Genomic DNA, 18,523 nt, shown 5'->3' with positions numbered 1-18,523 from the left:
TTGTGCGCAACGTGCTAGGTTGACTTCATGACCACGGCGACGCCGCTTCTCGACGAGCAGATCTGCTTCGCGCTCTACAGCGCGTCGCGTGCTCTGACGAGCCGGTACCGCGAGCTGCTCGAGCCACTCGGGGTGACCTACCCCCAGTACCTCGCGCTGCTCGTGCTGTGGGAGGACGGCCCTGTGACCGTCGGCCACCTCGGCGATCGACTGCAGCTCGACTCGGGCACGCTGTCGCCGCTGCTCCGTCGGCTCCAGGCTGCGGGCTTCGTCACGCGTACTCGCACCGAGGGAGACGAACGCGTCGTCGAGGTCGCTCTGACCGCGTCCGGCGAGGCGCTCCGGGCGAAGACCGCACCCATCCAGGCCGGCATCTGCGAGGCCACGGGGCTCGACCCCGACGATCTCGTCGCCCTGCAGAAGCAGATCGCCTCGGTCGCCGCGCACGTGCGCGCCGCCTGAGCACCCCAGAACCACTACGACCCCACCCCAACCGAAGGAGACACCATGCCCACTCGCACCGCACGCACCGCCTGGAACGGAACGCTCGAAGAAGGCTCCGGCCAGGTCGAGCTCAGCTCGTCGAAGGTCGGCACCTACGACGTGTCGTTCCCGAAGCGCGCCGCTGAGGACGCCGACGGCACCACCAGCCCCGAAGAGCTGATCGCCGCGGCCCACTCGGCCTGCTACGCCATGCAGTTCTCGGCGATCCTAGGTGCCGCCGGAGGCACCATCGAGGCGCTCGACGTCAAGGCCGACGTCTCGCTCGGCCCGGACTCGTCCGACGGCGGCTTCAAGCTCACCGGCATCAAGCTCACCGTCCGCGGCGAGGTCACCGGCATCGACGCCGAGCAGTTCGCGAAGGCCGCCGCCGACGCGAAGGCCGGCTGCCCCGTGTCGAAGGCGCTCACCGGCGTCGAGATCACCCTGGACGCCCAGCTCGAGGCTTGAGGCTGCATCCTTCCACCACCGTTCCGCGGTTCACCCCGCGTTCCGGCACCGGCCCTGAGCCGCGGCATTGGGCCGGTGCCGGAACGCGGGGTTTTCGCATGTAGGCTCGGAGCACCACCTTTAAAGCCGTCCAGAGAGACGGAGAAGGGAGGCCCGTTGAGCACCCGAACCGTGCTGAGCCAGGCTGACATCCACCGAGCGCTGACCCGCATCGCCCACGAGATCCTCGAGGGCAACAGGGGCGCCGACGACCTCGTCGTGATGGGCATCCCCACTCGGGGCGTCCTCCTCGCCGACCGGATCGGCGACGCGCTCCGGGCCATCAGCGGCCAAGCGGTCCCCGTCGGCGCCGTCGATGCGACGCTGTTCCGCGACGACCTGCGCCGCCAGCCGACCCGAGCGCCGCGCCCGACGACCGTCCCCGACGGCGGCATCGACGGCAAGACGGTGGTGCTCGTCGACGACGTTCTCTACTCGGGCCGCACGATCCGCGCCGCCCTCGACGCACTCAGCGCCATCGGCCGACCCCGCGTCGTGCGCCTGGCCGTGCTCGTCGACCGCGGTCACCGCGAGCTGCCGATCCGCGCCGACTACGTGGGCAAGAACCTGCCGACGTCGACCTCCGAGCGCATCTTCGTGCGCCTCGACGGCATCGACGACGCCGAAGAAGTGGCCATCGAGGGGGGCGACCGATGAAGCACCTCCTGAGCACCGCCGACCTCGGGCTCGACGAGGCCATCCGCATCCTCGACATCGCCGAGGACATGGCCGACGTCTCGACCCGCGAGGTCCGCAAGCTTCCGACGCTGCGGGGCATCACGGTCGTCAACCTCTTCTTCGAGGACTCCACCCGCACCCGCATCTCGTTCGAGGCCGCCGCCAAGCGCCTGAGCGCCGACGTCATCAACTTCTCGGCCAAGGGCTCGAGCGTGTCGAAGGGCGAGTCGCTCAAAGACACCGCGCAGACCCTGGCCGCCATGGGCGCCGACGGCATCGTGATCCGGCATCCCGCCTCGGGTGCGCCGCGTGTGCTCGCCCACTCGGGCTGGGTCGAGGCCGGGGTGGTCAACGCCGGCGACGGCACGCACGAGCACCCCACGCAGGCCCTCCTCGACGCGTTCACCATGCGCCGCCGCTTCCACGGTGCCGCTGCGCGGGGCAGAGACCTCGCAGGAACCCGGGTCCTCATCGTCGGCGACGTCCTGCACTCGAGGGTGGCTCGCTCGAACGCGTGGCTCCTCAAGACGCTGGGTGCGGAGGTCACGTTCGTGGCTCCGCCGACGCTCCTGCCCAACGGGGTCGCGGCCTTCGGGGTCGACGTGTACTACGACCTCGACGAGGCGCTCGCCCGGGTGCAGCCCGACGTCGTGATGATGCTGCGCATCCAGCAGGAGCGCATGAACGCGGCGTTCTTCCCGAACGGCCGCGAGTACGCGCGCTCCTGGGGACTCTCGGCCACCCGCCTGCACGGCCTCCCGGAGCGCACCCTCGTGATGCACCCCGGCCCCATGAACCGCGGCCTCGAGATCAGCGACGAGGCGGCCGACTCGCCGCGCTCGACCGTGCTCGAGCAGGTCACGAACGGCGTGTCCGTGCGCATGGCCGTGCTGTACCTGACGCTGGCCGCCGGCGAGACGAACTGAGAGAGACGACCATGAGCACCACCGACCACATCCTCAAGGGCGCCACCCTCAGCGACGGCCGCACCACCGACATCCTGATCGGCGGGGGCGTCGTCAAGGCGCTCGGCACGAACCTCACCGAGGCCGCCGCGACCGTCATCGACGCCGACGGCCTCCTGGCCCTGCCCGGCCTCGTCGACCTCCACACGCACCTCCGCGAGCCCGGCTTCGAGGGCAGCGAGACCGTCCTGACCGGCTCGCGCGCCGCTGCCAAGGGCGGCTTCACGGCCGTCAACGCCATGGCGAACTCGTCGCCCGTCGCCGACACCGCAGGTGTCGTCGAGCAGGTGCAGGCGCTCGGCGACCGCGCCGGCTTCGTCACGGTGCGCCCGATCGGCGCCGTGTCGCAGGGCCTCGCCGGCACGCACCTCTCCGAGATCGGCGCGATGGCGAACTCGCGCGCCCGGGTCCGCGTCTTCTCGGACGACGGCTCCTGCGTCGCCGACCCGCTGCTCATGCGCCGCGCCCTCGAGTACATCAAGGGCTTCGGGGGAGTGCTCGCCCAGCACGCCCAGGAGCCGCGCCTCACCGAGGGCGCCCAGATGAACGAGGGCGAGCTCAGCGCCACTCTCGGGCTCGGCGGCTGGCCGGCCGTGGCCGAGGAGGCCATCATCGCCCGCGACGTCCTGCTCGCCCACCACGTCGGCGCCCGCCTGCACATCTGCCACGTGTCGACAGCCGGCAGCGTCGAGGTCGTCCGCTGGGCGAAGTCGCGCGGCTTCGAGGTCACGGCCGAGGTCACGCCCCACCACCTGCTGCTCACCGAAGACCTCGTCTCGACGTACGACGCCCGCTACAAGGTCAATCCGCCGCTGCGCCGCTCCGAAGACGTCGAGGCGCTGCGCGCGGCCCTCGCCGACGGCACCATCGACATCGTCGCGACCGACCACGCCCCCCACACGATGGAGGCCAAGTCGTGCGAGTGGGACAACGCCGCGAACGGCATGGTCGGCCTCGAGTCCGCGCTCAGCGTCGTGCAGAAGACGATGGTCGACACCGGCCTGATCGACTGGACCGACGTGGAGCGCGTGCTCTCGGCCGCTCCGGCGCGGATCGGACAGGTCGCCGGGCACGGGATTCCGATCGGCGTGGGATCGCCGGCCGAGATCACGCTCTACGATCGAAGTGTGACCAGCACTTTCTCGGTAGGCGACCTCGCCGGCAAGAGCATCAACTCGCCCTACCTCGAGCGCGAGCTCCCGGGCCGGGTCGTGGCGACCTTCCACGCCGGCTACGCGACCGTCCTCGACGGCGCCGTGCTCGACTCCGACCTCGTCGCCGCGAACGCGTCGGCCGCCCAGACGGCCGCCAAGTGATCCGCTGGCTGATCGGCGCAGGGTTCCTCCTGCTCTTCGTGGCCTTCTTCCTGCTCATGAGGGCGGGATGGAAGGGTCGGGGCCGTCGGCAGGCGGGGATCACCGCGCCGACGCTCGCGCCGCAGTTCCTGCTGTCCGAATCCGCGCTCCAGGCCGCGACGGCGGTGAGCGACCTCTTCTACGTCGCCACCACCAAGGCCGCCGACCGCCTCGATCGGATCGTCGTCGGCGGCCTCGGCTTCCGCGGGCGCGCCATCGTGTCGGTGCACTCCCAGGGGGTCGTGCTCGACATCGCGGGCTCCGAGGCCCTGCTGATCGCCGCCGCCGACCTCCGGGACGTCGGCCGCTCGACCTGGACCATCGACCGCGTCGTCGAGACCGACGGCCTGATCCGACTCGGGTGGCGCCTCGGCGACCTCGACGTCGACACCTACCTCCGCAGCGACGAGCCCGACGAGCTCCTCGCCGCCATCCGAACCATGCTTGCCGCGCAGGCCACCGACACCACTCAGGAGAAGACCCAGTGACAGACGCCTCCCTCGCCGAAAGGGCCGTGCTGGTCCTCGAAGACGGAAGCCGCTTCGTCGGCCGCCCGTACGGCGCCACCGGTCGCACCCTGGGCGAAGCCGTCTTCGCCACCGGCATGACCGGCTACCAGGAGACCCTCACCGACCCGTCGTACGCCGGGCAGATCGTCGTCATGACGGCGCCCCACATCGGCAACACCGGCGTGAACGACGAAGACCCCGAGTCGAGCCGCATCTGGGTGGCCGGCTACGTGGTCCGCGACGCCAGCCGCGTCGTCTCGAACTTCCGCGCCCAGGGCAGCCTCGACGACCAGCTGGTCGACGACGGCATCGTCGGCATCCGCGGGGTCGACACCCGCGCGATCACGCGCCGCCTGCGCGACACCGGCTCGATGAAGGCCGGCATCTTCTCGGGCGCCGACTACGCCCTCGGCGACGACGAGCAGCTCGCCGCCGTGCGCGAGGGCCGCGACATGCGCGGCCTCAACCTCTCGAGCGAGGTCTCGACCAGGGAGCGCTACGACCTGCCCGCCGAGGGCGAGCGCATCGGCTCGGTCGCCGTGCTCGACCTGGGGGTCAAGACCTCGACTCTCCGCTACCTCGCTCAGCGCGGCTTTGACGTGATCGTGCTGCCCCAGTCGGTCACCGCCGACGAGCTCCGCGCCATCGCGCCCGATGCGCTCTTCTACTCCAACGGCCCCGGCGACCCCGCGGCCTCCGACGCGCAGGTCGAGCTGCTGCAGGGCGCCCTCCGCGACGGCCTGCCGTTCTTCGGCATCTGCTTCGGCAACCAGCTGCTCGGCCGCGCGCTCGGGTTCGGCACCTACAAGCTGCCCTTCGGCCATCGCGGCATCAACCAGCCGGTCTGGGACAAGACGACCGGCACCGTCGAGATCACCAGCCAGAACCACGGCTTCGCGGTCGACGCGCCCATCGACGGCGTGCTCGAGTCGCCGGCCGGCTTCGGCCGCGTCGAGGTCAGCCACTTCTCGCTGAACGATCAGGTCGTCGAGGGCCTCCGCGCCCTCGACATCCCCGCCTTCTCGGTCCAGTACCACCCGGAGGCGGCCTCCGGCCCCCACGACAGCAACCACCTCTTCGACCGGTTCCGCGAACTGGTCGTCTCGCGAAACCAGGACGCCAACTAATGCCCAAGCGCACAGACATCAACTCCGTCCTCGTCATCGGCTCCGGCCCGATCGTCATCGGCCAGGCGGCCGAGTTCGACTACTCCGGCACGCAGGCCTGCCGCGTCCTCCGCGAGGAGGGCGTCCGCGTCATCCTGGTCAACCCGAACCCGGCGACCATCATGACCGACCCCGACTTCGCCGACGCGACCTACATCGAGCCGATCACCTCCGAGGTGCTCGAGTCGATCATCATCAAGGAGCGCCCCGACGCCGTCCTGCCGACCCTCGGCGGCCAGACCGCCCTCAACGCGGCGATCGCGCTCGACGAGGCCGGCATCCTCGAGAAGCACGGCGTCGAGCTCATCGGCGCGAAGGTCGAGGCCATCCAGAAGGGCGAGGACCGCCAGATCTTCAAGGAGCTCGTGCTCGAATCGGGCGCCGACGTCGCCCGCTCGCACATCGTGCACCGCCTCGACGAGGCCCTGGCCGCGGCCGACGATCTCGGCTACCCGCTCGTGGTCCGCCCCTCCTTCACGATGGGCGGCCTCGGCTCGGGCTTCGCGCACACGCCCCAGGAGCTCACCCGGATGGTGACCGACGGGCTGCATTCCAGCCCCACCACCGAGGTGCTGCTCGAGGAGAGCATCACCGGCTGGAAGGAGTACGAGCTCGAGCTCATGCGCGACACGGCCGACAACACCGTCGTCATCTGCTCCATCGAGAACTTCGACCCGGTCGGCGTCCACACGGGCGACTCGATCACCGTCGCGCCGGCGCTGACCCTGACCGACCGCGAGTACCAGAAGCTCCGCGACATCGGCATCGACATCATCCGCCGCGTCGGCGTCGACACCGGCGGCTGCAACATCCAGTTCGCGATCGACCCGGCCGACGGCCGCATCATCGTGATCGAGATGAACCCGCGCGTGTCGCGCTCGTCGGCCCTGGCATCGAAGGCCACCGGCTTCCCGATCGCCAAGATCGCCGCGAAGCTGGCCATCGGCTACCGCCTCGACGAGATCCAGAACGACATCACGAAGGTCACGCCCGCGTCGTTCGAGCCCACGCTCGACTACGTCGTCGTCAAGGTGCCGCGCTTCGCCTTCGAGAAGTTTCCCGCCGCCGACACGACGCTCACCACGACGATGAAGAGCGTCGGCGAGGCGATGGCCATCGGCCGCAACTTCACGCAGGCGCTGCAGAAGTCGCTCCGCTCGCTCGAGAAGCGCGGATCCAGCTTCCACTGGGTCGGCGAGACCGGCGACGTCGACGAGCTCCTCGAGCTCGCCAGCGTCCCCACCGACGGCCGCATCGTCACCGTCCAGCAGGCCCTCCGCGCCGGCGCGACGGCCGAGCAGGTCTTCGACGCGACCAGGATCGACCCCTGGTTCATCGACCAGATCGTGCTGATCAACGAGGTCGCCGAGCGCATCCGCACCGCGTCCGAGCTCGACTACGACACCATGGCCGAGGCGAAGGACCACGGCTTCAGCGACGCGCAGATCGCCCAGATCCGCGGCCGCCTGGAGCACGACATCCGCGACCACCGCCACTACCTGGGCCTGCGCCCGGTGTTCAAGACGGTCGACACCTGCGCCGGCGAGTTCCCGGCACTCACGCCCTACCACTACTCGTCGTACGACTTCGAGACCGAGGTGATCCCGAGCGACCGCCGCAAGGTGATCATCCTGGGCTCCGGCCCGAACCGCATCGGCCAGGGCGTCGAGTTCGACTACTCGTGCGTCCACGCCTCGTTCGCCCTGTCGGACGCCGGGTTCGAGACGATCATGATCAACTGCAACCCCGAGACGGTCTCGACCGACTACGACACCAGCGACCGGCTCTACTTCGAGCCCCTCACGCTCGAGGACGTCCTCGAGATCGTCCACGCCGAGAGCCAGGCGGGCGAGCTGGTGGGCGTCGTCGTGCAGCTCGGCGGCCAGACCGCCCTCGGCCTCGCCCAGGGCCTCGCCGCCGCGGGCGTCCCCATTCTCGGCACCAGCCCGGACGCGATCGACTCCGCCGAGGAGCGCGGCCTGTTCTCGCAGATCCTCGAGCAGGGCGGCCTCCTCGCCCCGCGCAACGGCACCGGGGTCGACTTCGAATCGGCCGTGGCCGTCGCCGACGAGATCGGGTACCCCGTGCTCGTCCGCCCGTCGTACGTGCTCGGCGGCCGCGGCATGGAGATCGTCTACTCGGCCGACCTGCTCGCCGACTACTTCGAGCGCACCCGCGACGAGGTCGTCATCGGCCCCGGCCAGCCGCTGCTGGTCGACCGCTTCCTGGACGACGCCGTCGAGATCGACGTCGACGCGCTCTACGACGGCACCGAGCTCTACATCGGCGGCATCATGGAGCACATCGAGGAGGCCGGCATCCACTCCGGCGACTCCAGCTGCACCCTGCCGCCGGTCACGCTCGGCAAGGGCGAGATCGACCGCGTGCGCGAGGCGACCCTGAAGATCGCCGAGGGCGTGGGCGTCTCGGGCCTGCTCAACGTCCAGTTCGCGATCGCCGCGGGCGTCCTCTACGTGCTCGAGGCCAACCCGCGCGCCAGCCGCACGGTGCCCTTCGTCTCGAAGGCGCTGGGCATCCCGCTCGCCAAGGCCGCATCGCGGATCATGGTCGGCGCCTCCATCCGCTCGCTCGTCGAGGAGGGCCTGCTGCCCGTCCAGGACGGCAGCGACGTGCCGCTCGACTCGCCGATCTCGGTGAAGGAGGCCGTCCTGCCCTTCAAGCGCTTCCGCACGAAGGAGGGCCAGGTCGTCGACAGCGTGCTCAGCCCCGAGATGCGCTCCACCGGCGAGGTCATGGGCATCGACCGCGACTTCCCGCTGGCCTTCGCGAAGAGCCAGACGGCCGCGTACGGCGGGCTGCCCACCTCGGGCGTCGTCTTCGTGAGCGTCGCCGACCGCGACAAGCGCGCGATCGTCCTCCCCGTCCTGCGCCTCCAGCAGCTCGGCTTCGAGATCACGGCGACCGAGGGCACCGCGACGGTCCTGATCCGCAACGGCATCCAGACCCGCATCGTCGGCAAGTACTCCGAGGGCGGCGAGTCGGTCGTCGACCTGATCAACCGCGACGAGGTCGACATCGTGATCAACACGCCGTCGGGTTCGTCCGGCCGCGCCGACGGCTACGAGATCCGCGCCGCCACGGTGGCCGCCGACAAGGCCCTGTTCACGACGATGGCGCAGCTCGCTGCAGCCGTGGCCTCGATCGAGTCGATCCACACCGGCTACACGGTCACCAGCCTCCAAGACTATGCAGTCGAGCGCGCCGACAACCTCGCGAAGGCCCAGGCGAAGGCCGAAGCCCTGTGACGATGGCCTTCGGCACCCGGCTCGCCGCCTCCTTCGAGGCGTTCGGCCATGTGTGCGTGGGCATCGATCCGCACCCGTTCCTCCTCGAGGAGTGGGGGCTCCCGATCTCGGCCGCGGGCGCCCGCGACTTCGGGCTGCGAGTGGTCGAAGCGAGCGCAGGAACCGCCCCGGCCGTCAAACCGCAGGTGGCCTTCTACGAGCGCTACGGGTCGGCGGGCTTCGCCGCGCTCGAAGACGTGCTCGAGGCGGCGCGCTCCACCGACCTCCTGGTCGTCGGCGATGCGAAGCGGGGCGACATCGGCACGACCATGGACTCCTACGGCGACGCCTGGTTCGCCGCCGACTCGCCCCTACGCGTCGATGCCCTGACTGTCGCGGCGTATCAGGGCCTCGGTGCCGATTCCGGCCTCATCGCCCGAGCGCGGGCTGCCGGCGCGGGCGTGTTCGTGCTGGCCGCGACGTCGAACCCGGAGGCGCGTCTCACCCAGACGGCGAGCCTCGAGTCGGGAAAGACCGTCGCAGCCGGTATCGTCGACGACGTGCTCCACGACAATACGGCCTCTGACCAGGGGGTCTCGTTCGGTTCCGTCGGCCTGGTCCTCGGGGCCACCGTCGCCCTGACCGACTACGGCATCGACACCGCCGACCTCGCCACCACGCCCATCCTCGCCCCGGGCTTCGGCGCGCAGGGCGCGCGCTACGCCGACGTGCGCAGCCTGTTCGGCCCCGCTGCCGGCAGCGTCCTCGTGTCTGCGTCGCGCTCGATCCTCGGCGCCGGGTCCGACGGGGTCGCCGCCGCCGTCCGCGCCGCCTCGGACGAGGTGACCGCGTGCCTCGCATGACCCCGCCGCCGGTGGACCGCGCCGCGGCCGCCAAGGCCGCCGTCGCGGCGCGCCGCGCCCGCGCCGAGGTCAAGCGCGCCGTCGCCGAGCGCACCCGCACGGCTCTCGACGTGGCCGACACGGCGTGGACCGGCGAGGCCACCGCCCCCGAGGCGACGCTCCGCGTCCGCGAGCTCCTCACCTCGATCCCCGGCATCGGGCCGACCCGCGTCGCCCGCATCATGGATCAGCTCGGCATCGCCGACTCCAAGCGGGTGGGCGGCCTGGGCGTGCGCCAGCGCGTCATCCTCGGCGACTGGCTGTCCCAGCGCGAGGCGCGCGGCCGTGTGAAGTCGCGGCTCGTCGTGCTGGCCGGCCCGACCGCGGTCGGCAAGGGCACGGTCTCGAGCTTCATCCGCGACAATCACCCCGACGTGCTTCTCTCGGTGTCCGCGACGACGCGCAGGCCCCGCCCCGGCGAGGTCGACGGCGTGCACTACTACTTCGTCTCCGACGACGAGTTCGACCGCATGATCCGCGACCGCGAGCTGCTCGAGTACGCCACCGTGCACAACTCGCACCGCTACGGCACGCCGCGGCCGCCGATCGACGCCGCGCTCGACAAGGGCCGCAGCGTCCTGCTCGAGATCGACCTGCAGGGGGCGCGCCAGGTGCGCACCGTCATGCCGGAGGCCGTCCTGGTCTTCCTGCTGCCGCCCACGTGGGAGGAGCTCGTGCGCCGCCTCATCGGCCGCGGCACGGAAGACACGGCCGAGCAGCAGCGTCGGCTCGAGACCGCCAAGGTCGAGCTCGCGGCCCAGGACGAGTTCGACGTGAAGGTCGTGAACAACGACGTCGCCACCGCGGCCCAAGAGGTCGTAGACTTGATGGCACTGCCTGCGGCCACCTCGAAGACCGCTCGGGCACACGAAGCTTAGGAGGCACCATGGCCGACAGGAACAAGGGCATCATCGACCCGCCCATCGACGACCTGCTCTCGAAGGTCGAGTCGAAGTACGCACTCGTCATCTTCGCGTCGAAGCGCGCGCGTCAGATCAACGACTACTACGCCGACCTCCACGAGGGCTCGCTGTTCGACAACGTGGGGCCGCTCGTCGACTCGACGATCGACGACAAGCCGTTGTCGGTCGCGATGCACGAGATCAACGAAGACAAGCTGACCTCGAAGCCCCTCGCGCCGGTCGCCGAGTAGTCGCTCAGCCGAGAAGTCACGCAACCGAGAAGTCACGCAACCGAGACAGCGGGTCGCCCCTCCAGGGCGGCCCGCTTTCTTGTGCCTGCGACTCTCCCCGATCTGGGCAAGACGCCCAGCTGTGTACCCGGATCGGGGATTCCCGAGGCGCGGGGTGGTCAGAACGACGACGACGGGAGATCGCGCTCATCGTCTGCGATGGCGCGCACGATGCGAGCCGCGACGGCGTCCGGGTCGAGCGCCGAGCCGAGGGGCGGTGCCTGGCCCGCGATCGGATGAGTCGAGAGGTCCGTGCCGACGTGCCCGGGCCGGGCGTCCAGCAGGCGGATGCCCTGGCGCCGGTACTCGCGGGACGCCGCGCTCATGAATGCCGCCAGCCCGGCCTTGCTCGCGGAGTAGGCGGCCATGCCGGCGGTCGGCGACTCCGCGACGATCCCGCTGAGAGTCACGACGAACGGGCCCGCCCCGCGCGCGGCCGAGTCGGCCAGCGACGGCGTCGCCGCGCGGATCAGCTCGATGGGCCCGGACAGGTTCGTGGCGAGGAGCTCCTCGACGGTCGCCGTCTCCACCTCGGCGGCGGATCCGAAAGCGACGACGCCCGCGGCGATGACGACCCCGTCGAGGCGGCCGTGCGAGGCGAGGGCCGCTGCGACCAGCGACGCCGGGCCGTCTGCGGTGCCGAGGTCGGCCAGGTACGCGTCGGGTCCGGTCAGTCGCTCCGGGTCTCGACCGGCGCGGACCACCGCGGCCCCTTCGGCACCGAGCTGAGCGGCGATCCGGGAGCCCAGCCCTCCCGACGCTCCGACCACCAGCACCACCGAGTCACGCAGTTCCGTCATGCCCGGAGCCTACGCGCGCGCCTCTCGCGACGGCGTGTGACGGACGGCGACGGCCGCGACGGGGACTGTCGGTGGGTGCCGACTACAGTGGGGGAGTCCGTTTCAGCGGCCTCCCCATCGGCACCTCTTCACCAAAGGACAGCGTGACTTCAGCTTCCAGCCTCCGCCTCTTCACGTCCGAATCCGTTACCGAGGGGCACCCCGACAAGATCTGCGACCAGATCTCCGACGGCATCCTCGACGCGCTCCTGGCGGTCGACCCGCACAGCCGCGTCGCGGTCGAGACGCTGGTCACCACGGGGCTCGTCCACGTCGCCGGCGAGGTCACCACCACCGGCTACGTCGACATCCCCACCATCGTCCGCGACCTCATCACCGGCATCGGCTACAACGACTCGTCCGTGAGCTTCGACGGCCGCACCTGCGGCGTCGAGGTGTCGATCGGCGCGCAGTCGCCCGACATCGCGCAGGGCGTCGACGTCGCCCGCGAGGCCCGCACCGGCACCTCGACCGAAGACCCGCTCGACCTCCAGGGCGCCGGCGACCAGGGCATCATGTTCGGCTTCGCGACGACCGAGACCCCGCAGCTCATGCCGCTGCCGATCTGGCTCGCGCACCGCCTGGCCGAGCGCCTGACCGCCGTCCGCAAAGAGGGCCTGCTCGAATATCTGCGCCCCGACGGCAAGACCCAGGTCACCGTGGGCTACGACGGCTACGACCCCAAGACGGTCGACACCGTCGTGCTCTCGACGCAGCACTCGCCGTCGGTCACGATGGAGCGCCTCGAGGCCGACGTCATCGAGCACGTGATCCTGCCCGTCCTCGAGGCGGAGGCGCCGCACCTCGACACCACGACGACGAAGTTCATCATCAACCCGACCGGCCGCTTCGAGATCGGCGGGCCGCAGGGCGACGCCGGCCTCACCGGCCGCAAGATCATCGTCGACACCTACGGCGGGGCCTCACGCCACGGCGGCGGCGCGTTCTCGGGCAAGGACCCGTCGAAGGTCGACCGCTCGGCCGCCTACGCCATGCGCTGGGTCGCCAAGAACGCCGTCGCGGCCGGCTTCGCCGAGCGCCTCGAGTTCCAGATCGCCTACGCCATCGGCCAGGCCGCTCCCGTCGGCTTCTACGTCGAGACCTTCGGCACCGGCCACGTCGACGACGAGACGATCATCGCCGCGGTCCGCGAGGTGTTCGACCTGCGCCCCGCCGCGATCATCCGCGACCTCGACCTGCTCCGCCCGATCTACGGCAAGACCTCGACCTACGGCCACTTCGGCCGCGAGGGCTTCTCGTGGGAGGCCCTCGACCGCGTCGACGCCCTCCGCGAGGCCGCCGGCCTGAACGCCGGCCCGGCCGCGTCGTAGGCTCCGCCGTGCCCCGGGCCGTCGCGCGGGTGCTGGTCGACACCCCGCTTCCGCAGCTCGACCGGCTGTTCGACTACGCCATCCCGGAGCGCCTCCGCGGCACGGTCGGGCCCGGAATGCGGGTCAAGGTGCCGTTGCGCTCGGCGGGCCGCATGGCCGACGCCTTCGTCATCGAGGTCGCCGCCAGCTCGGAGCACGAGGGCTCGCTCAGCGAGGTCGACGAGCTGATCTCCGAGGTGCCCGTGCTCGCCCCCGAGGTGTGGCGGCTGGCCCGCGCCCTCGCCGATCGCGCCGGCGGCTCGGCGAGCGACGTGCTGCGGCTCGCGGTGCCCACCCGGCAGGTGCGGGTCGAGAAGGCGTGGCTGGCGGCGCGCGCGGCGAAGGCCGACGCGGCCGCGCGGCCAGAAGCGGCCGACGGTGATCCCGAGGCCGACGGCGGCCCGGAGACAGGCAGCGGCGCACGGGCGCAGGATCAGGCCGGCTCGCCCGTTCCTGCGCCCCCGCTCTTGGTCGCGGGCTACCGCAGTGCCGATCTCGCCGCCGCCGTCCGGGCCCGGGCACGGCTGGCCCTCGACGCGGTTCCCCTCGTCGTCGAGCTCCCCGCGTCGGGCGACGCCGCCCCGCGCTGGGTGGGGCGCTGGGCCGTCACGCTGGCCGAGCTCGCGACGGTCGCCCTCGCCGACGGCGACAGCGCGATCCTGGCGGTGCCCGACTACCGCGACCAGGAGCAGCTCATCGCAGCGCTCGAGGCCGTCGTGCCGCCCGAGCGGATCGTGCGCCTCGACGCCAGGCAGTCGAACCCCGACCGGTACCGCGGGCTGCTGCGGGCGCGCGGCGACGAGGCCCTGGTGCTGGTCGGCAACCGGTCCGTGCTGCTCGCCCCGGCGGCGCACCTCGGCCTGATCGCCGTGTGGGACGACGGCGACCCGCTCTTCTCCGAGCCGCTCAGCCCGTACGCACATGCTCGTGACACGGCTCTGCTGCGGTACGAGCAGCAGGGCCCGGCCCTCGTCTTCGCCGGGCACGCGCGCTCGACCGACGTGCAGCGGCTGGTCGAGATCGGCTGGCTCACCGAGGCGCTGCCCGACCCGCGCTATCAGCCGCGGGTGATCCCCACGACGCAGCAGGGCTCGCGCGAGGGCTTCGCGGCGAACGCCCGCATCCCCTCGACGGCGTGGACCGAGGCGAAGGCCGCCGTCGAGTTCGGGCCGGTGCTCGTGCAGGTGGCTCACCCCGGCTACGCCCCGCGCCTCGCCTGCACCGAGTGCGGCGACACCGCCCGCTGCCTGCGCTGCAGCGGCCCGCTCCAGCAGAAGGCCGCCGGCGCGACCCCGGCCTGCGCCTGGTGCGGCGCCCTGGCGGTCGGCTGGCACTGTACGACCTGCGAGAACACGAAGATGCGCACCGTCGGCACCGGGGCCGGCCGCACCGCCGACGAGCTGGGCCGCGCCTTCCCGGGGGTGCGGGTCATCGTCTCCGACGGCACCCGGCAGGTGCTCGAGATCGACGACGAGCCCGCCATCGTCGTGGCGACGCGCGGCGCGGAGCCGATCGCGCCGGGCGGCTACCGCGCCGTGCTCCTGCTCGACGGCGAGCGGATGCTGGCCCGCGAGAGCCTGCGGGTCGCCGAGGACTGCCTCCGCTGGTGGGCCGACGCGACCGCCCTCGCGCGGCATCGGGCGCCGATCTTCCTGGTCGGCGTCGGGGGAGCCCTCGCCTCGGCCCTCTCGACCTGGAACCTCGCCCGCTTCGCGTCGTCCGAGCTGGCCGACCGCCGTGAGCTGCGCTTCCCGCCCGCCGTGCGCGTCGCGACCGTGACAGGCCAGACCGTCACCGTCGAAGAGGCCCTCGACGACCTGCCCGAGCCCATCCGCGCCGAGACTCTGGGGCCGGTCGACGTCGAGGGCGGCACGGTCCGCGCGATCGTCCGGTTCGACTACGCGGCCGGGCATGACGTCGCGTCGATCCTGCGCGGACGCGTGATCCGGGCGGCCACCAGCCGCCGCAAACTCGTGCCGGGCGACCCGAAGGCCGCGACCAGGCGCTCAGTCGCTCCTACACTCAGAGTGCGGTTCGACGACGTCGAGCCGTTCGCCGAGCAGTAGCTCACCCGCACCACTCCCACGAAAGTCCTGATTTGCGCCTCGTCTTCGCCGGCAGCCCCGCCGCCGCCGTCCCCTCCCTCCGTGCCCTCGCCGCAGGCCCGCACGAGGTCGTCGCCGTCCTCACCCGCGACGACACCCCGCAGGGGCGCAAGCGCGTGCTCACCCCGACTCCGGTGGCCGAGGCCGCCGACGAGCTGGGCATCCCCGTGATCAAGGCGCGCAGGATCACCGACGACGTCACCGCGGCCATCGCCGACGCGGAGGCCGACCTCGGCGTCATCGTCGCCTACGGAGCCCTCCTCCGCGAGCCGCTCCTCTCGACGCCCCGCCTCGGCTGGATCAACCTTCACTTCTCCCTCCTGCCGCGCTGGCGCGGCGCGGCCCCGGTGCAGCGCGCGCTCATGGCCGGCGACTCCGAGACCGGAGCCGCCGTCTTCCAGCTCGTCCCCGAGCTCGACGCCGGCGAGGTGCTCGGCGTCGTCCGCAAGCCGCTCACAGGCGACGAGACCGCCGGGCATCTGCTCGGCGAGCTCGCGATCTCGGGGGCCCTGCTTCTGACGCGGGTCGTCGACGAGCTGGCCGCGGGGCGCGAGACGCGCACGGTGCAGATCGGCGACGTGACGCTCGCCCCGAAGCTGGCGCTCGACGACGCCGCGCTCGACTTCGGTGCGCCGCTGGCCGACGTGTACGACCGGTTCCGCGGCGTGACGCCCGAGCCCGGCGCCCACGCCCTCCTCGACGGCGACCGGTTCAAGCTGCTCGACGTGCGGCCCGCCGACGACGGCCGCGACGACCTGGCGCCGGGCGCGATCCTGCTCGATCACCGTCGCGTGCTGGTCGGAACGACGACTCGGGCCCTCGAGCTGCTGACCGTGCAGCCGGCAGGCAAGAAGCCGATGGCGGCGGGGGACTGGCTGCGCGGCGTGCCCGACCGCGACGGGCTGCGCTTCGACGGGAGCCCCTCGTGAGCGGCGACGGACGCCAGGGCACGGGTCGGCCCGGCGGCGGCAGCGGTCGCGGCAGACAGCCCGGCAGCGGCCAGCCCGGCAGCGGCCGCCCGAGCCGCGGCCAGCGTGCCCCGCGCCCCGAGCCGCACGTGCAGCCCGCCCGCCAGGTCGCGCTCGACGTGATCCGCGCAGTCGAGCACGACGACGCCTACGCCAATCTCCTGCTGCCCCAGCGCATCGCGCGGGCCGGCCTCGACGCCGCCGACGCGGGCCTCGCCACCGAGCTCACCTACGGCACCCTGCGCATGTCAGGCTACTACGACCGCGTGATCGCGATCGCCGCCCGCCGCCCGACGTCCGAGATCGACCCGGCCCTGCTCGACGTGCTCCGTCTGGGCGCGCACCAGCTGCTCTCGACCCGCGTCGCCCCGCACGCGGCTGTCGACGAGTCGGTGTCGCTCGCCCGCCAGGTCGGCAGCCGCTCCGGCACCGGCTTCGTGAACGGCGTGCTCCGCACGATCTCGCGCACCGAGCCCGGCGTGTGGCTGGAGCGCGTGCTGGAGCTCGCGACGAGCGTCGACGACGCCCTGGCCGCCCGGTACTCGCACCCGGAGTGGGTCGTCCGCGCCCTGCGCGGAGCCCTGGCCGCCGAGGGGCGCGCCGACGAGCTCGAGACGCTGCTGGCCGCCGACAACGAGCCGGCGCGCGTGAGCCTCGTCGCCCTCCCCGGTCTGGCGAAGGTCACCGGCGAGTCCGGCCGCTTCTCGCCTCTGGCCATCACCGCTCCCGCCGGCGATCCCGGCGCCCTGCCCCGGGTGGCATCCGGCAAGGTTCGAGTGCAAGATGAAGGTTCGCAGCTCGCCGCCCTCGCCCTGTCGCGAGTCGCGCCGGTCGCGGCGGGCGAGCGCTGGCTCGACATGTGCGCGGGGCCTGGCGGAAAGGCCGCGCTGCTCGCAGCCGAGGCCGCGATGGGCGGCGCCGTCCTCACCGCGAACGAGATCGTCCCCGGGCGCGTGGGGCTGGTCCGCCAGGCGCTCTCGGCTGTCGCTCCCGACGTGGCCGTGCGCCAGGGCGACGCGACGCTCATCGGCGGGGCCGAGCCCGAGTCGTACGACCGGATCCTCCTCGACGCCCCGTGCACCGGCCTCGGAGCGCTCCGCCGCCGACCCGAGGCCCGCTGGCGCAAGCAGCCGCGCGACGTCGCCGAGCTCACCGGCCTCCAGTCGGCGCTGTTCGACTCGGCCCTCGCCGCGCTCGCCCCCGGCGGGACCCTGGCGTACGTCACCTGCTCGCCGCATACCGCCGAGACCCGCGCGGTCGTCGAGGCCGGCCTCAAGCGGTGGTCGCGCGACGGCGGGGCCGCGGTCGAGATGCTCGACGCCACGGCCGTGCTCGGAGGGATCGCCACGGCGCCGCTCGACCTCGGCGCGGGCCCCTTCGCCCAGCTCTGGCCGCACCGCCACGGCACCGACGCCATGTTCGTCGCGCTGCTCCGCAAGGCGCGCTGACCGCCGCCGCGCCCACCTGCACCACACCACGATCGGGACTCCGCACCACGCAACACGGTGGTGCCCAGTCCCGATCGTGGTGCCGAGGCGCCAAACGACGACCCGATAGGCTTGCCCCCGTGCCAATCCGCATCAGCCCCAGCATCCTCTCGGCCGATTTCGCGAACCTCGAGCGCGACTTGAACCGCATCAGCACCGCCGACCTGGTCCACGTCGACGTGATGGACGCCCACTTCGTGCCCAACCTCACCCTCGGCCTCCCGATCGTGCAGCGCATCCAGGAGGTGAGCCCCGTGCCGCTCGACGTGCACCTGATGGTGGAGGACGCCGACCGCTGGGCCCCGCAGTACGCCGAGACCGGAGCCAGCTCGGTGACGTTCTCGTTCGAGGCCGCGGCAGACCCGCGTTCCTGCGCCCGTGCCATCCGAGCCGCCGGCGCCCGCGCCGCGATCGCCGTCAAGCCCGGCACGCCCGTCGAGCCCGTGCTCGAGCTGCTCGACGAGATCGACATGATCCTCGTGATGACCGTCGAGCCGGGCTTCGGCGGGCAGTCGTTCATCAGCGAGACCATGCCCAAGCTGCGCGCGGCCCGCGCCGCGATCGACGCGTCGGGCCACGACGTCTGGCTCGAGGTCGACGGCGGCATCAACGACCAGACGATCGTCACCGCCGTCGAGAACGGCGCCGACACGATCGTCGCCGGCTCCAGCGTGTACGGCCCGGCCGGGAGCCCCGAGCCGGCCGAGCGCATCGCCGCACTCCGTGCCGCCGCGAGCCAGGTAGCCTAGGCC

The 18,523-nt window shown here is 72.1% G+C and carries 17 protein-coding genes; 16 read left to right on the top strand and 1 reads right to left on the bottom strand.

Features of this window, described 5'->3' with window-relative positions:
- Nucleotides 1-27 precede the first annotated feature (27 nt).
- The 11 genes from EDF46_RS01990 to rpoZ all read left to right on the top strand — a co-directional run bounded on the left by EDF46_RS01990 (nucleotide 28) and on the right by rpoZ (nucleotide 10,963).
- The gene (locus EDF46_RS01990) at nucleotides 28-462 is read left to right on the top strand and encodes a MarR family winged helix-turn-helix transcriptional regulator (protein ID WP_123504600.1); all 435 of its coding nucleotides are present in this window, start codon (nucleotides 28-30) and stop codon (nucleotides 460-462) included.
- Nucleotides 463-507: 45 nt separating this feature from the next.
- Nucleotides 508-951 carry an OsmC family peroxiredoxin gene (locus EDF46_RS01985; RefSeq protein ID WP_123504599.1) on the top strand — a complete coding sequence of 148 codons (444 nt, stop codon included), beginning with the start codon at nucleotides 508-510 and terminating at the stop codon, nucleotides 949-951.
- Between the two features lie 156 nt (nucleotides 952-1,107).
- Nucleotides 1,108-1,647: a bifunctional pyr operon transcriptional regulator/uracil phosphoribosyltransferase PyrR gene (gene pyrR, locus EDF46_RS01980; protein ID WP_123504598.1), complete on the top strand. Its 540-nt coding sequence runs from the start codon at nucleotides 1,108-1,110 to the stop codon at nucleotides 1,645-1,647.
- Complete coding sequence (locus EDF46_RS01975; protein WP_123504597.1) at nucleotides 1,644-2,594, top strand: aspartate carbamoyltransferase catalytic subunit; 951 nt, start codon at nucleotides 1,644-1,646, stop codon at nucleotides 2,592-2,594. Before pyrR ends, EDF46_RS01975 begins: the two co-directional genes overlap by 4 nt.
- A gap of 11 nt (nucleotides 2,595-2,605) precedes the next feature.
- On the top strand, nucleotides 2,606-3,949 hold the full coding sequence (locus tag EDF46_RS01970) for a dihydroorotase (RefSeq protein WP_123504596.1): 1,344 nt from the start codon (nucleotides 2,606-2,608) through the stop codon (nucleotides 3,947-3,949).
- Entirely contained in the window at nucleotides 3,946-4,476 is a 531-nt protein-coding gene (locus tag EDF46_RS18635; protein ID WP_123504595.1) for a hypothetical protein, read from the top strand. Before EDF46_RS01970 ends, EDF46_RS18635 begins: the two co-directional genes overlap by 4 nt.
- Nucleotides 4,473-5,624, top strand: a complete 1,152-nt coding sequence (gene carA / locus EDF46_RS01960; RefSeq protein WP_123504594.1) for a glutamine-hydrolyzing carbamoyl-phosphate synthase small subunit — start codon at nucleotides 4,473-4,475, stop codon at nucleotides 5,622-5,624. Before EDF46_RS18635 ends, carA begins: the two co-directional genes overlap by 4 nt.
- Nucleotides 5,624-8,929 carry a carbamoyl-phosphate synthase large subunit gene (gene carB, locus EDF46_RS01955; protein WP_123504593.1) on the top strand — a complete coding sequence of 1,102 codons (3,306 nt, stop codon included), beginning with the start codon at nucleotides 5,624-5,626 and terminating at the stop codon, nucleotides 8,927-8,929. The genes carA and carB overlap by 1 nt, the downstream gene beginning before the upstream one ends.
- 2 nt (nucleotides 8,930-8,931) lie before the next feature.
- Nucleotides 8,932-9,771, top strand: coding sequence for an orotidine-5'-phosphate decarboxylase (gene pyrF, locus EDF46_RS01950; RefSeq protein WP_123504592.1), 840 nt, complete (start codon nucleotides 8,932-8,934; stop codon nucleotides 9,769-9,771).
- On the top strand, nucleotides 9,768-10,688 hold the full coding sequence (gmk, locus tag EDF46_RS01945; RefSeq protein ID WP_123504591.1) for a guanylate kinase: 921 nt from the start codon (nucleotides 9,768-9,770) through the stop codon (nucleotides 10,686-10,688). The genes pyrF and gmk overlap by 4 nt, the downstream gene beginning before the upstream one ends.
- A gap of 8 nt (nucleotides 10,689-10,696) precedes the next feature.
- Nucleotides 10,697-10,963 carry a DNA-directed RNA polymerase subunit omega gene (gene rpoZ, locus EDF46_RS01940; protein ID WP_123504590.1) on the top strand — a complete coding sequence of 89 codons (267 nt, stop codon included), beginning with the start codon at nucleotides 10,697-10,699 and terminating at the stop codon, nucleotides 10,961-10,963.
- 158 nt (nucleotides 10,964-11,121) lie between these two features.
- Here the strand turns inward: rpoZ and EDF46_RS01935 are convergent, their stop codons facing one another.
- Nucleotides 11,122-11,802, bottom strand: a complete 681-nt coding sequence (locus EDF46_RS01935; RefSeq protein ID WP_123504589.1) for an SDR family oxidoreductase — start codon at nucleotides 11,800-11,802, stop codon at nucleotides 11,122-11,124.
- Nucleotides 11,803-11,945: 143 nt separating this feature from the next.
- On the opposite strand from EDF46_RS01935, the gene metK reads away from it, so the two are divergent.
- The 5 genes from metK (at nucleotide 11,946) to rpe (ending at nucleotide 18,520) form a co-directional block, all read left to right on the top strand.
- The gene (gene metK, locus EDF46_RS01930; RefSeq protein ID WP_123504588.1) at nucleotides 11,946-13,172 is read left to right on the top strand and encodes a methionine adenosyltransferase; all 1,227 of its coding nucleotides are present in this window, start codon (nucleotides 11,946-11,948) and stop codon (nucleotides 13,170-13,172) included.
- Between the two features lie 8 nt (nucleotides 13,173-13,180).
- The gene (locus EDF46_RS01925; protein WP_123504587.1) at nucleotides 13,181-15,277 is read left to right on the top strand and encodes a primosomal protein N'; all 2,097 of its coding nucleotides are present in this window, start codon (nucleotides 13,181-13,183) and stop codon (nucleotides 15,275-15,277) included.
- A gap of 32 nt (nucleotides 15,278-15,309) precedes the next feature.
- Entirely contained in the window at nucleotides 15,310-16,245 is a 936-nt protein-coding gene (fmt, locus tag EDF46_RS01920; RefSeq protein WP_123504586.1) for a methionyl-tRNA formyltransferase, read from the top strand.
- Nucleotides 16,242-17,732, top strand: coding sequence for an RsmB/NOP family class I SAM-dependent RNA methyltransferase (locus EDF46_RS01915; RefSeq protein WP_123504585.1), 1,491 nt, complete (start codon nucleotides 16,242-16,244; stop codon nucleotides 17,730-17,732). Before fmt ends, EDF46_RS01915 begins: the two co-directional genes overlap by 4 nt.
- 119 nt (nucleotides 17,733-17,851) lie before the next feature.
- Nucleotides 17,852-18,520, top strand: a complete 669-nt coding sequence (rpe, locus tag EDF46_RS01910; protein WP_123504584.1) for a ribulose-phosphate 3-epimerase — start codon at nucleotides 17,852-17,854, stop codon at nucleotides 18,518-18,520.
- The last annotated feature ends 3 nt before the right edge of the window (nucleotides 18,521-18,523 follow it).

Source organism: Frondihabitans sp. PhB188 (assembly GCF_003752365.1).
Taxonomy (GTDB): Bacteria; Actinomycetota; Actinomycetes; order Actinomycetales; family Microbacteriaceae; genus Frondihabitans.
The sequence above is the reverse complement of the archived record's forward strand: the minus strand, read 5'-3'. Positions and strand labels throughout refer to the sequence as shown.

What these genes read in the sequence shown, in the direction of transcription:
- pyrF (WP_123504592.1), top strand. Translation starts at nt 8,932, where the DNA reads ATGGCCTTCGGCACCCGGCTCGCCGCCTCCTTCGAGGCGTTCGGCCAT.
- gmk (WP_123504591.1), top strand. Translation starts at nt 9,768, where the DNA reads ATGACCCCGCCGCCGGTGGACCGCGCCGCGGCCGCCAAGGCCGCCGTC.
- EDF46_RS01970 (WP_123504596.1), top strand. Translation starts at nt 2,606, where the DNA reads ATGAGCACCACCGACCACATCCTCAAGGGCGCCACCCTCAGCGACGGC.
- EDF46_RS01975 (WP_123504597.1), top strand. Translation starts at nt 1,644, where the DNA reads ATGAAGCACCTCCTGAGCACCGCCGACCTCGGGCTCGACGAGGCCATC.
- EDF46_RS01985 (WP_123504599.1), top strand. Translation starts at nt 508, where the DNA reads ATGCCCACTCGCACCGCACGCACCGCCTGGAACGGAACGCTCGAAGAA.
- carB (WP_123504593.1), top strand. Translation starts at nt 5,624, where the DNA reads ATGCCCAAGCGCACAGACATCAACTCCGTCCTCGTCATCGGCTCCGGC.
- EDF46_RS01935 (WP_123504589.1), bottom strand. Translation starts at nt 11,802, where the DNA reads ATGACGGAACTGCGTGACTCGGTGGTGCTGGTGGTCGGAGCGTCGGGA.
- EDF46_RS01990 (WP_123504600.1), top strand. Translation starts at nt 28, where the DNA reads ATGACCACGGCGACGCCGCTTCTCGACGAGCAGATCTGCTTCGCGCTC.
- rpoZ (WP_123504590.1), top strand. Translation starts at nt 10,697, where the DNA reads ATGGCCGACAGGAACAAGGGCATCATCGACCCGCCCATCGACGACCTG.